Source organism: Rhodopseudomonas faecalis, assembly GCF_003217325.1.
GTDB classification, from domain to species: Bacteria; Pseudomonadota; Alphaproteobacteria; order Rhizobiales; family Xanthobacteraceae; genus Rhodopseudomonas; species Rhodopseudomonas faecalis.
The window spans coordinates 38,082-50,474 of record NZ_QJTI01000024.1 but is presented as its reverse complement, the minus strand read 5'-3'; the positions used below and the strand labels follow the sequence as shown (position 1 = coordinate 50,474).

Below are 12,393 nucleotides of genomic sequence, written 5' to 3'. Positions count from 1 at the left end.
GCGCCGCGCGATCACAGCATGTTGGGCAGCACGCGATCCGGCGGCTTGTGATTGTCGAGGAAGGTGCGGATGTTGATGATCACCTTCTCGCCCATCTCGACCCGGCCTTCGATGGTGGCCGAGCCCATATGCGGCAGCAGCACCACCTTGCCCTGCTGCGCCAGCCGGATCAGTTTCGGGCTGACCAAGGGCTCGTGCTCATAGACGTCGAGCCCGGCGCCGGCGATGTCGCCGGCTTCGATCAGCTTGATCAGGGTTTCTTCGTCGATCACCTCGCCGCGCGCGGTGTTGACGACATAGGCGTCCTTGCGGATCAGCTTTAGCCGGCGCGCCGACAACAGATGGAAGGTCGCCGGGGTGTGCGGACAATTCACCGAGATGATGTCCATCCGCGCCAGCATCTGGTCGAGACTGTCCCAATAGGTGGCGCCGAGTTCGTCGGCGATCTTGGGCGCGACCGGCTTGCGGTTGTGATAGTGGATCTGCAGCCCAAAAGTGCGGGCGCGGCGCGCCACCGCCTGGCCGATCCGGCCCATGCCGATGATGCCGAGCCGCTTGCCGCCAAGCCGGCGACCGAGCATCCAGGTCGGCGACCAGCCGGGCCAGTCCTGACCGCCGGGCAGCAAGGATGCGCCTTCGATCAGCCGGCGCGGCACCGCCAGGATCAGCGCCATGGTCATGTCGGCGGTGTCTTCGGTCAGCACCTTGGGCGTGTTGGTGACGGTGATGCCGCGGGCATGGGCGGCGGCGACATTGATGTTGTCGATGCCGTTGCCGAAATGGGCGATCAGCTTCAGCTTGCAGTCGGGCTGCTGGAGCAGGTCGTCGGTGATCTGGTCGGTCACCGTCGGCACCAGCACGTCGGCGGTCCGCACCGCCTCGGCCAGCTGATCGGCGGTCATCGGCACGTCGTCGAGATTGAGCTTGGTATCGAACAGTTCCCGCATCCGGGTCTCGATCGAGTCCGGCAGTTTGCGGGTCACGACAACCAGAGGCTTTTTCTTAACCGGCATGTCCTGCTCTCAAGTGAATTCGGGAGATCGCTCGTCAGATCAGCCCTCAAGACGGGCGAAGCTCGAATTCGGCACTCCTCGTTCAGTCCTCGTTAACCCGGTTGCTCGAAACTCCGCCACAGCGGTCGCGGCGTCATCGAACGGTGACCTTGGGTTTTTCTTGCGGAGCACCGTTGCTGCGGGCCTCCGATATTGGGTCCTCTCTAGCAGAAGGTTGGCCCAAGACAAGAACCCAAGAGGCTGAGCCCGAACATTCGAAGCCAGGGAATTCAGCGGCGATAACCGAAGGATGCGACGCAGCAATGCCGTGCTTTGCGTGCGGCCGGCACCCTGGATTCGGTCGGCCGAGGATGGAGTACCAGTTTCGCGAGGAGGTAAGGGTATGGTTGTGGGGCGTGTGACGGGTTTGCTGGTGGTGGCTGCCGCAATTTTGAGCGGGCTGCCGACGGCTTCTGCCGCCAAAGACGCGCCGACCTCGGCCAGTGGCCTGCCGATTCCGCGCTATGTCAGCCTGAAATCCGATCACGTTAACGTCCGCGCCGGCCCGACCAAGGATAACGACGTTGCCTGGGTCTATACCCGCTCCGGACTGCCGGTCGAGATCACCGCGGAATTCGAGAATTGGCGCCGGGTGCGCGATTCCGAAGGCGCCGAGGGCTGGGTGTACCATTCGCTGCTGTCCGGCCGCCGCACCGCGGTGGTGACCATGAAGAACAAGGACGAGCTGGCGCCGATCTATGACCGCGCCGACCCGAAAAGCGCGGTCGCGGCCCGGCTGCAGGTCGGCGTGGTGGCGCAGATCAAGCAGTGCGCCTCCGGCTGGTGCCGGATCACCGGCAATGGCTTTGACGGCTGGATCCAGCAGGAGCGGCTGTGGGGCGTCTATGCCGATGAGAAGGTGAACTGACGCGGCGAACGGTCGCGGCTCCGTCCACACTCAGCGTTTCGGCAACTTGGCCTGCAGCGCGTACAGCGCCTCCAAAGCCTCGCGCGGCGACATCTCATCGGGATGCAGGCCGCGCACCGCCTCGATCAATTGCTCGGCTTCCGATGGCAGCGCCGGCTCGGCCGGCGCGCGCGCGGTCAGCGCAAACAGCGGCAGATCATCGGCCAGCGCCCGCACCGACTGGCCGCGATCATTGGCCTCGAGCTTGGCGAGCACCGCCTTGGCGCGGCTGATCACGCTCGGCGGCAGCCCGGCCAGCTTCGCGACCTGGATGCCGTAGGAGCGATCGGCCGAACCCGGCATCACTTCATGCAAAAACACCACCTCACCGTGCCATTCCTTGACGCGGACGGTGGCGTTGAACAGCCGCGGCAGTTTTGACGATAGCGCGGTCAGCTCATGATAGTGGGTCGCGAACAAAGCCCGGCAGCGATTGGCTTCGTGCAGATGTTCGATCGCGGCCCAGGCGATCGACAGACCATCGAAGGTCGCGGTGCCGCGCCCGATCTCATCGAGGATCACCAGCGCCCGGTCGCTGGCCTGATTGAGGATCACCGCGGTCTCGACCATTTCCACCATGAAGGTCGAGCGGCCACGCGCCAGATCATCCGCGGCACCGACCCGCGAGAACAACCGATCGACAATGCCGATCCGCGCCCGCGACGCCGGCACGAATGAGCCGATCTGCGCCAAGAGCGCGATCAGCGCGTTCTGGCGCAGAAAAGTCGATTTACCGGCCATGTTCGGACCGGTCAGCAGCCAGATCTGGCCGGATTGCTGGCCGGGCGCCGGCGACAGATCGCAGGCATTGGCGATGAACGGCTGGCCGTCGCGCTTGAGCGCCTGTTCCACCACCGGATGACGGCCGCCTTCGATCGCAAACGCCAGCGAACTATCAACCTCGGGCCGCACATAATTGTCGTCGGCGGCGAGCTTGGCGAGCGCCAGCGTCACGTCGAGCAGCGCGAACGCCTGCGCGGCGGCGCGCAGATCATCGCCGGCGGCGATCACCATCGCCGCGAGCTGCTCGAACACTTCCAGCTCCAGCCCGAGCGCGCGCTCGCCGGCATTGGCGATCTTCGCTTCGATTTCGCCAAGCTCGGCGGTGGTGAACCGCACCTGCCCGGCCAAGGTCTGGCGATGGATGAAGGTGGCGTTGAGCGGCGCCGTCATCAGCCGGTCGCCATGCTGCGCGGTGACTTCGACGAAATAGCCGAGCACATTGTTGTGCCGGATCTTCAGGGTCTTGATGCCGGTGTCGTCGGCGTAGCGCGCCTGCATCGCCGCCACCACCTGGCGCGAGGCATCGCGCAGCTCGCGCGCCTCATCGAGCGCCGGCAGATAGTTGCCACGCACAAAGCCGCCGTCGCGCTTTTGCAGCGGCAGCTCCTCGGCGAGCGCCTTTGAAAACTCCTGCGCCAAGTCGCGCGATGGTCGCCGCAGCGCCGCTGCCGCCGCTCTGATTTCCTGCGGCAGCTCGGCGAGCGTGCCGAGCTGCGCCAGCGCATCATCGGCCGCGAGCACGCCGTCGCGCAGCGCGGCGAGATCACGCGGGCCGCCGCGCCCGACCGACAGCCGCGCCAGCGCGCGCGACATATCGGGCGCCGCGCGCAGCGTAGAGCGCAGACTGTCACGCAGCATGGGTTCGGCGACAAACGCCGCCACCGCATCGAGCCGATGCGCGATCGCTTCGGCATCGGTCAGCGGCGCCGCGAGCCGCTGCGCCAGCAGCCGCGAGCCGGCCGCGGTCACGGTGCAATCAATGGCGTCGAGCAGCGAGCCGCGCCGTTCGCCGGCCAGCGTTCGCGTCAATTCGAGATTGGCGCGGGTTGCCGGATCGATCGCCATGGTGGCGCCGGACAATTCGCGCGAGGGCGGCGACAGCGGCGGCTTTTTGCCGAGCTGGGTGCGCTCGACATAGGTGATGCAGGCCGCAGCCGCGGTCGCTTCCAGCCGCGACATCGCGGCGAGGCCATCCATAGTGGCGACCGCGAAGTAATCACACAGCCGCCGCTCGGCGGTGGCGGAATCGAACACATCGCGGGTCAGCGGCGTCACCGCCGCCAGCTCGCGCAGCAGCGGGCCGTACTCCGGATCGCTATAGAGCGCGTCGGTGACGATCGCTTCATTGGGATTGATGCGCGCCAGCGTGGCGGCGAGTTCCGGGCCGCTGCATTCGGTGACGATGAATTCCGAGGTCGAGATGTCGATCCAGGCGAGCCCGATGCGGTCGCCGCCCGCGGCCTTGGCGCGCGCGATCGCCAGCAGATAGTTGTTGGCGCGGGCGTCGAGCAGCGTGTCTTCGGTGAGCGTGCCCGGCGTGATCAGCCGGACCACGTCGCGCCGCACCACGCTTTTGCGGGCGCGCGCCGCGGCCGGGTCCTCGGTCTGCTCGCACACCGCGACGCGGTGGCCGAGCGCGATCAGCCGGTGCAGATAATCATCGGCGCGCTCGACCGGCACGCCGCACATCGGAATGTCTTGGCCGAGATGCTTGCCGCGCTTGGTCAGCGTGATGCCGAGCGCGCGCGAGGCGACCTCGGCGTCGTCAAAGAACAGCTCGTAGAAATCGCCCATCCGGTAGAACAGCAAGAGCCCCAGATTGGCGGCTTTGATCTCGTGATACTGCTCCATCATCGGCGAGACGCGCGCAGGCGGCTCCGCGGCAAGGACGGGCTGGGGCGAAGAAGATACGGAAGGCTCGATCGTCATGGCGGCCGGACGCTAGCAAGAATTGCCGCCGCGATCACGGCCCGGCTGGGTTATCCAATGCCGATGCAGCAAGCCGATACAACAAAGCCGCGCGGCCATGCGTCGGCACAGCCCGCCCGCCGCAGCGGCGCGCAACCGGCTTGGCCTTTATCGATCTTTGTCGTCGCTGGCGGGCTGCTGCTCGGCCTGCTCGGGCGCCATTTCCAGGTTGAGCCGGCCGCCGCCGCAACTCAGCGAGATCGATTGCGCCGGATGGCCGTTGTTGCAGGAGCCGGACCCGTAGAAATGGTCCTTGTGATTGTCGGGCATGCCGCAATCGACGATCATCCGGCCGCAGGATGGACAATAGGCTTTGTGGGACATGACAGGCACTCCACACAGCATTTCCACGCGGGATGGTTGAGAAAGGCTACATCTAAAACCTGGAACCGGCAATCAGTCCCGTGGGCTCAGCGGCGCCGCGTCAGCCGTTTGACGCCTTTAGCCGCGCTTTTTACAAATCGCGCCGCATCCGCCAGCAAGTGCGGACCATGACGATCAGGGAGCTGCACGATGGCCGAGGTGTTCATTTGCGACGCGGTGCGCACGCCGATCGGCCGCTTTGGCGGGGCGCTCGCCAAAGTGCGCGCCGACGATCTCGCCGCGGTGCCGATCAAGGCGCTGCTCGCCCGCCATCCCACCATCGACTGGGCGGCGCTCGATGAGGTGGTGCTGGGCTGCGCCAACCAGGCCGGCGAAGACAATCGCAACGTGGCGCGCATGGCGCTGCTGCTGGCCGGGCTGCCGGACACGGTGCCGGGCCTGACGGTCAATCGGCTGTGCGCTTCCGGGCTCGATGCGGTCGGCACCGCCAGCCGCGCGATCCGCGCCGGCGAGATCGATTTTGCGATCGCGGGCGGCGTGGAATCGATGACGCGCGCGCCGTTCGTGATGGGCAAGGCGCCGGAAGCATTCGCGCGCCAGGCCGAGATTTTTGACACCACCATCGGCTGGCGCTTCATCAATCCGCTGATGAAGGCGCAATACGGCGTCGATTCGATGCCGGAGACCGGCGAGAACGTCGCCGAGCAGTTTTCGATCAGCCGCGACGACCAGGACGCGTTCGCGCTGCGCTCGCAGCAGCGCGCGGCCGCTGCGATCACGAGCGGCTATTTTGCGCAAGAGATCGTCGCGGTGCAGGCGCCGGGCGGCAAGGCCGGGCCGATCATCGTCGATGCCGACGAGCATCCGCGCCCCGACACCACGGCGGCGGCGCTCGCCAAGCTCAAGCCGATCGTGCGCCAGGGCGGCACCGTCACTGCGGGCAATGCCTCGGGCGTCAATGACGGCGCCGCGGCGCTGCTGCTGGCCTCGGAAGCCGCGGTCAGCAAGCACGGGCTGACGCCGCGGGCGCGGGTGCTGGGCCTGGCCTCCGCCGCGGTGCCGCCGCGCATCATGGGCATCGGCCCGGTGCCGGCGACGCGCAAGCTGATGGCGCGGCTTGGTCTTGCGATCAGCGATTTCGACCTGATCGAGCTCAATGAAGCGTTCGCTTCGCAGGGGCTGGCCTGCCTGCGCGAACTCGGCGTCGCGGACGATGCCGACTACGTCAATCCGCAGGGCGGCGCGATCGCGCTCGGCCATCCGCTCGGCATGAGCGGCGCGCGGCTGGTGCTGACCGCGGTGCACGGGCTGCACCATCGCGGCGGCCGGCTGGCGCTGGCGACGATGTGCGTCGGCGTCGGCCAGGGCGTCGCGATGGCGATTGAGAGGGTTTGAAACCTCCGGCCGAGACCTGATGACCCGTCATACCCGCGCTTGTCGCGGGTATCCACGTCTTAAAAGCCTCGCAAGTTCAAAGACGTGGATGACCGGGACGAGCCCGGCCACGACGCGCGTGGAGAGGTGGGTGTCACTTGCTGGTGGTCGTTGGCCCCGCCACCGCCTGCTGCACCACCTCGCCGAGCGCCTCGAAATCGGCGCGGCGCGGTGAAGTGGCGCGGAACACCAGCCCGATCGAGCGGCCGGGCTGCGGCTCCTCGAGCGGCAGCAGTTTCACCCGGTCATCGCGACCTTCGACCGCGGCGGCGATCTGCGGAATCAGCGTGATGCCGTAGCCGCACGCCACCATCTGCATCACCGTCGACAGGCTGGAGGCGCCAAAACTGGCGCCGCTGACGCCGCCATGGAGCCCGCGAGCGGCGGTGGCGCAAAACGCCAGCGCCTGATCGCGCAGGCAGTGGCCGTCTTCCAGCAGGATCAGACGGCTCTGGTCGATGTCCTCGACGCTGACGAACGGCTGCGCGGCGCGCGGATCATCGGCCGGCACCGCCAGCAGAAAGCGATCCTGAAACAGCGGCAGCGCGCGCATATCGTCATCACCGGCTGGCAGCGCGAGCAGCGCGGCATCGAGCGCGCCGCTACGTAGATCGGCCAGCAGCAGCTTGGTCTGGGTTTCACGCAGTTCCAGCCGCAATTCCGGAAAGCGGCGCTGCAACGCCGGAAGGATGCGCGGCAGCAGATAGGGCGCGAGTGAGGGGATCGCGCCCAAAGTCAGCCGCCCGGTCAGCGGCTGGGCGCGGTGCCGGGCGTAATCCATCAGGTCGCGCGCGCCGGTCAGCAGTTCGTCGCCGCGCCGCACGATCTCGCGGCCGATGTCGGTGAGCAGCACCTCGCCCGGCCGCCGCTCCACCAGTAACACCCCTAAGGTGCGTTCCAGATCGCGGATCTGCATCGATAGCGCTGGCTGCGTCACCGCGCAGGCTTCTGCCGCACGGCCGAAATGGCCATGCTTGGCGAGCGCGGACAGATAGCGGAGCTGGCGCAGCGTGATCATAGCCCGATCAGATTATCTGATCGCAGATGCAAGGTAAAGCGAATGGACCTTATGATCAATCCAGCTCAAGCTGCCGTCGCATTTCGGTGTGACAATCGCTGTGAGGGACGCACCACCACCGACGCACCCGGCTCCGGCATCACGCAGAGCCGCTAACGACCAGGCACGATGGAGGGAAAGATGGACGCAAAGACCGACGACGCTGGCGCAGGCAAGTGCCCGTTCTCAGGCGGCTCGCATGGCCACCGCAACCGTGATTGGTGGCCGGAGCAGCTCGACATCGGCATGCTGCACCGGAACTCCAGCCTGTCCGACCCGATGGGCGAAGCGTTCGACTACGCCAAGGAATTCGAAAGCCTCGACCTCGACGCCGTGATTAAGGATCTGCACGCCTTGATGACGGATTCTCAGGAATGGTGGCCGGCCGATTTCGGCCATTATGGCGGCCTGTTCATCCGCATGGCCTGGCACAGTGCCGGCACCTATCGCATCACCGACGGCCGCGGCGGCGCCGGCGCCGGCCAGCAGCGCTTTGCGCCGCTCAATTCCTGGCCCGATAACGCCAATCTCGACAAAGCGCGCCGGCTGCTGTGGCCGATCAAGCAGAAATACGGCCGCAAGATTTCCTGGGCCGACCTGATGGTGCTGGCCGGCAATGTCGCGCTCGAATCGATGGGTTTCAAAACCTTCGGCTTTGCCGGCGGCCGCGCCGACGTCTGGGAGCCGGAAGAACTGTTCTGGGGGCCGGAAGGCGCCTGGCTCGGCGATGAGCGCTATAGCGGCGAACGCCAGCTCTCCGAACCGCTCGGCGCGGTACAGATGGGGCTGATCTACGTCAACCCGGAAGGACCGAACGGCAACCCCGATCCGGTCGCTGCCGCAAAAGACATCCGCGAGACCTTCTATCGGATGGCGATGAATGACGAGGAGACCGTGGCGCTGATCGCGGGCGGGCACACTTTTGGCAAGACCCATGGCGCCGGTGATCCGTCGCTGCTTGGCGCCGAGCCGGAAGGCGGCGCGATCGAGGATCAGGGCCTGGGCTGGAAAAGCACGTTCGGCACCGGCTGCGGCGCCGACACCATCACCGGCGGCCCGGAAGTGATCTGGACCACCACCCCGACCAAATGGAGCAACAACTTCTTCTGGAATCTGTTCGGCTACGAATGGGAGCTGGAGCACAGCCCGGCGGGCGCCAAGCAATGGCGCGCCAAGGGCGCCGGCGCGACCATTCCGGACCCGTTCGATCCGAACAAGAAGCACGTGCCGAAGATGCTGACCACCGACCTGTCGCTGCGCTTCGATCCGATCTACGAAAAAATCTCGCGGCGCTTCATGGAGAATCCCGATCAGTTCGCGGACGCCTTTGCCCGCGCCTGGTTCAAGCTCACCCATCGCGACATGGGGCCGAAGGTGCGTTACCGCGGCAAGCTGGTGCCGGGCGAAGATTTGATCTGGCAGGACCCGGTGCCGCCGGTCGATCATGAGCTGGTCAGCGAGCAGGACATCGCCGCGCTGAAGGGCAAGATCCTCGGCTCCGGCCTGTCGGTGGCGCAACTGGTCGGCACCGCCTGGGCGTCGGCCTCGACCTTCCGCGGCTCCGACAAGCGCGGCGGCGCCAATGGCGCGCGCATCCGCCTCGCGCCGCAGAAGGACTGGGACGTCAACCAGCCGGCTGAACTCGCCGAGGTGCTGAGCAAGCTCGAAGCGATCCAGCAGGCGTTCAACAGCGCGCAGCAGAACGGCAAGAAGATTTCGATCGCCGATCTGATCGTGCTGGGCGGCGTTGCGGCGGTGGAGAAGGCGGCGCAGGCCGCTGGCACCACGGTCAAGGTGCCGTTCACCCCGGGCCGGACCGACGCGACCGAGGCGCAGACCGACGCGGAATCGTTCAAGGCTCTGGAACCGCGTGCCGATGGCTTCCGCAACTACGTCAACCCCAAGCGCACGCAGTTCATGAAGCCCGAGGAAGCGTTGGTCGATCGCGCGCAGTTGCTGACGCTCACCGCACCGGAAATGACGGTGCTGATCGGCGGCCTGCGCGTGCTCGGCGCCAATCATGGCCACGCCACCCACGGCGTGTTCACCGAACGGCCCGAGCAGCTCAGCAACGACTTCTTCGTCAACCTGCTCGACATGCGCACCCGCTGGGCGCCGTCGCCGACCAACGAAGGCATCTATGAGGGTTATGATCGCCAAAGCGGCGAGCTGCGTTGGACCGGCACCCGTGTCGATCTGATCTTTGGATCGCACTCACAATTGCGGGCACTGGCGGAGGTCTATGCCTGTGCCGATGCTCAAGAGAAGTTCGTGAAGGACTTTGTCGCCGCCTGGACCAAGGTGATGAACGCTGATCGGTTCGACCTGGTCTGATCCGGCGGGATCAACGATCGCTGCGCAAAGCGGGATCGACGCGGGCACGGCAATGCTGCCGATGGGGCATTGACGCTGCTGCGCTTACTACAAAGGCCTGCATGGGTGCGCTCATGCAGGCCTTTTTTTGGAGCTACCGACACGCGGTGATGAGCAAAGACGGCCATGACCGCACCAGCCCGGCCATGACGTGCGGAGCGCGCTGGTATCAATTGCCGTTGGCATCAAAACGCACATGCCCGCGACTGAGCGCGGGCATGGCACATCAGCAATGAAGGCTGCCGATTACTGGTCCGCGTCGGCCTTGAGCGCGTCGGGCTTCGGCATCAGCACGATGTTGTAGCCGGAATCGACGTAGTGCGTTTCGCCGGTGACGCCGCCCGACAGGTCCGACAGCAGATACAGCGCCGAGCCGCCGAGGTCGTCCAGCGTCACGCCGCGGCCGAGCGGCGAGTGCTTTTCCATGAAGCCGAACATCGCACGCGAGTCGCCAATGCCGGCGCCGGCCAGCGTCCGCACCGGACCGGCCGAGATCGCATTGACGCGGATGCCGCGCGAGCCGAGATCGCAGGCGAGATAGCGCACGCTGGCTTCCAGCGCCGCCTTGGCCAGACCCATCACATTGTAGTTCGGCATCGCGCGCTCAGACGCGCCGAAGGTCAGCGTGATCATCGCGCCGCCATCGGTCATCAACGCCGCGGCACGCTTGGCGATCTCGGTGAACGAGAAGCACGAGATCACCATGGTGCGCGAGAAATTGGCGCGGCTGGTGTCGATATACTGGCCGCGCAGCTCGTTCTTGTCCGAGAAGCCGATCGCGTGGATCACGAAATCGAGCTTGCCCCACTTTTCCTTGAGCGTGTCGAACACCGCATCGACGCTGGCGATGTCCTCGACGTCGCAGGGCAGCACCAGATCGGAGTTCAGCGATTCGGCGAGCGGCTTGACCCGGCGCGCCAGCGCATCGCCCTGATAGGTGAAGGCGAGCTCGGCGCCATGCGCCGCCAGCATCTTTGCCATGCCCCAGGCGATCGAATGATCGTTGGCGACACCCATGATCAGGCCGCGCTTGCCCTGCATCAATCCCTGCATCTCACCGCTCTCTTTAAGTCGTGTTGAACCTGTCCCCGCCGACGCTTGCGCGCCGCGAACGGGAACGTTTGCCCAAAAGATCAAGACGGCGCTGTGACAGCGCCGCCTTGGTCCCGGTTTTCGTCACTACATTTGGCCCGCCGCGGATGCGGCGGCGAACAATGTCAGGCGTCGATGTGCTTGAACACCAGCGTGGCGTTGGTGCCGCCGAAGCCGAACGAGTTCGACAGCACGGCGCCGAGCTTGGCGTTGTCGACGCGCTTGCGCACGATCGGCATGTCCGCGAACGCCGGGTCGAGCTCGACGATGTTGGCGCTTTCGCAGATGAAGCCGTTATTCATCATCAGCAGCGAGTAGATCGCTTCCTGCACGCCGGTGGCACCGAGCGAGTGGCCGGTCAGCGCCTTGGTCGCGGAGATCGGCGGGCACTTGTCGCCGGCGCCGAACACGTTGCGGAGCGCGTTGATTTCCGGCGGGTCACCGGCCGGAGTCGAGGTCGCATGCGGGTTGATGTAGTCGATCTTGATGCCGCCGGTGGTGGCGAGCGCCATCTTCATGCAGCGCTCGGCGCCTTCGCCGGAGGGCGCCACCATGTCGTAGCCGTCGGAAGTGGCGCCGTAGCCGATGATCTCGCCATAAATCTTGGCGCCGCGCGCCTTGGCATGTTCCAGCTCTTCCAGCACCAGCACGCCGGCGCCGCCGGCGATCACGAAGCCGTCGCGATTGACGTCATAGGGACGCGACGCGGTGGCCGGGGTGTCGTTGTACTTGGACGACATCGCGCCCATGGCGTCGAACAGCACCGACAGCGACCAGTCGAGTTCCTCGCAGCCGCCCGCGAACACCACGTCCTGCTTGCCCCACTGGATCAGCTCATAGGCATTGCCGATGCAGTGGTTCGAGGTCGCGCAGGCCGAGGAGATCGAATAGTTGACGCCCTTGATCTTGAACCAGGTGGCGAGCGTCGCCGACGCGGTCGAGGACATCGCCTTCGGCACCGCGAACGGGCCGACGCGCTTCGGACCCTTGGTGCGGGTGATATCGGCCGCTTCAACAATGGTGCGCGCCGACGGACCGCCGGAGCCCATTACAATGCCGGTGCGCGGATTGGAGATATCGGCCTCTTCCAGGCCGGAATCCTGCACCGCCTGTTCCATGGCGACATGGTTCCAGGCCGCGCCTTCGCCGAGGAAGCGCATCGCACGACGATCGACCACATCGGCCGGATTGAGCGTGGGAGCCCCCTGCACCTGAGACCGGAAACCCAGCTCGGCGTGCTTTTCGGCGCGCGTGATGCCGGATTTGGCATCGAACAGGCTCGCCAGCACTTCCTGAGTGTTGTTCCCGATCGATGAGACGATACCCATCCCAGTGACGACAACCCGCCTCATGACCGCCTCGCGCATTCCATTGTTACAAACTTCTTGGTTACGCAGTCGGCG

General features: G+C 66.0%; 9 protein-coding genes. 3 read left to right on the top strand and 6 right to left on the bottom strand.

Annotated features, from left to right (window positions below; genetic code table 11):
- Window positions 1-11 precede the first annotated feature (11 nt).
- A complete protein-coding gene (locus BJ122_RS16095; RefSeq protein WP_027278779.1) occupies window positions 12-1,013 on the bottom strand; it encodes a 2-hydroxyacid dehydrogenase in 1,002 nt (333 codons plus the stop codon).
- Window positions 1,014-1,395: 382 nt separating this feature from the next.
- Between BJ122_RS16095 and BJ122_RS16090 the strand changes: the two genes are divergently transcribed.
- Window positions 1,396-1,920, top strand: a complete 525-nt coding sequence (locus BJ122_RS16090; protein WP_027278780.1) for an SH3 domain-containing protein — start codon at window positions 1,396-1,398, stop codon at window positions 1,918-1,920.
- A 30-nt stretch (window positions 1,921-1,950) separates the two neighbouring features.
- Here the strand turns inward: BJ122_RS16090 and mutS are convergent, their stop codons facing one another.
- Entirely contained in the window at window positions 1,951-4,671 is a 2,721-nt protein-coding gene (mutS, locus tag BJ122_RS16085) for a DNA mismatch repair protein MutS (RefSeq protein ID WP_110782222.1), read from the bottom strand.
- Between the two features lie 147 nt (window positions 4,672-4,818).
- Window positions 4,819-5,034, bottom strand: a complete 216-nt coding sequence (locus BJ122_RS16080; RefSeq protein ID WP_146227208.1) for a hypothetical protein — start codon at window positions 5,032-5,034, stop codon at window positions 4,819-4,821.
- 189 nt (window positions 5,035-5,223) lie between these two features.
- Here BJ122_RS16080 and pcaF point away from each other — a divergent pair, with 189 nt between their 5' ends.
- A complete protein-coding gene (pcaF, locus tag BJ122_RS16075; protein ID WP_110782220.1) occupies window positions 5,224-6,429 on the top strand; it encodes a 3-oxoadipyl-CoA thiolase in 1,206 nt (401 codons plus the stop codon).
- A 133-nt stretch (window positions 6,430-6,562) separates the two neighbouring features.
- Here the strand turns inward: pcaF and BJ122_RS16070 are convergent, their stop codons facing one another.
- Entirely contained in the window at window positions 6,563-7,486 is a 924-nt protein-coding gene (locus tag BJ122_RS16070; RefSeq protein ID WP_110782219.1) for a LysR substrate-binding domain-containing protein, read from the bottom strand.
- A 180-nt stretch (window positions 7,487-7,666) separates the two neighbouring features.
- Between BJ122_RS16070 and katG the strand changes: the two genes are divergently transcribed.
- On the top strand, window positions 7,667-9,859 hold the full coding sequence (katG, locus tag BJ122_RS16065) for a catalase/peroxidase HPI (protein WP_110782218.1): 2,193 nt from the start codon (window positions 7,667-7,669) through the stop codon (window positions 9,857-9,859).
- Window positions 9,860-10,144: 285 nt separating this feature from the next.
- Here katG and fabI read toward each other — a convergent pair whose 3' ends face one another.
- The gene (gene fabI, locus BJ122_RS16060; protein WP_110782217.1) at window positions 10,145-10,951 is read right to left on the bottom strand and encodes an enoyl-ACP reductase FabI; all 807 of its coding nucleotides are present in this window, start codon (window positions 10,949-10,951) and stop codon (window positions 10,145-10,147) included.
- Between the two features lie 164 nt (window positions 10,952-11,115).
- On the bottom strand, window positions 11,116-12,342 hold the full coding sequence (gene fabB, locus BJ122_RS16055) for a beta-ketoacyl-ACP synthase I (protein WP_110782239.1): 1,227 nt from the start codon (window positions 12,340-12,342) through the stop codon (window positions 11,116-11,118).
- Between the last annotated feature and the right edge of the window lie 51 nt (window positions 12,343-12,393).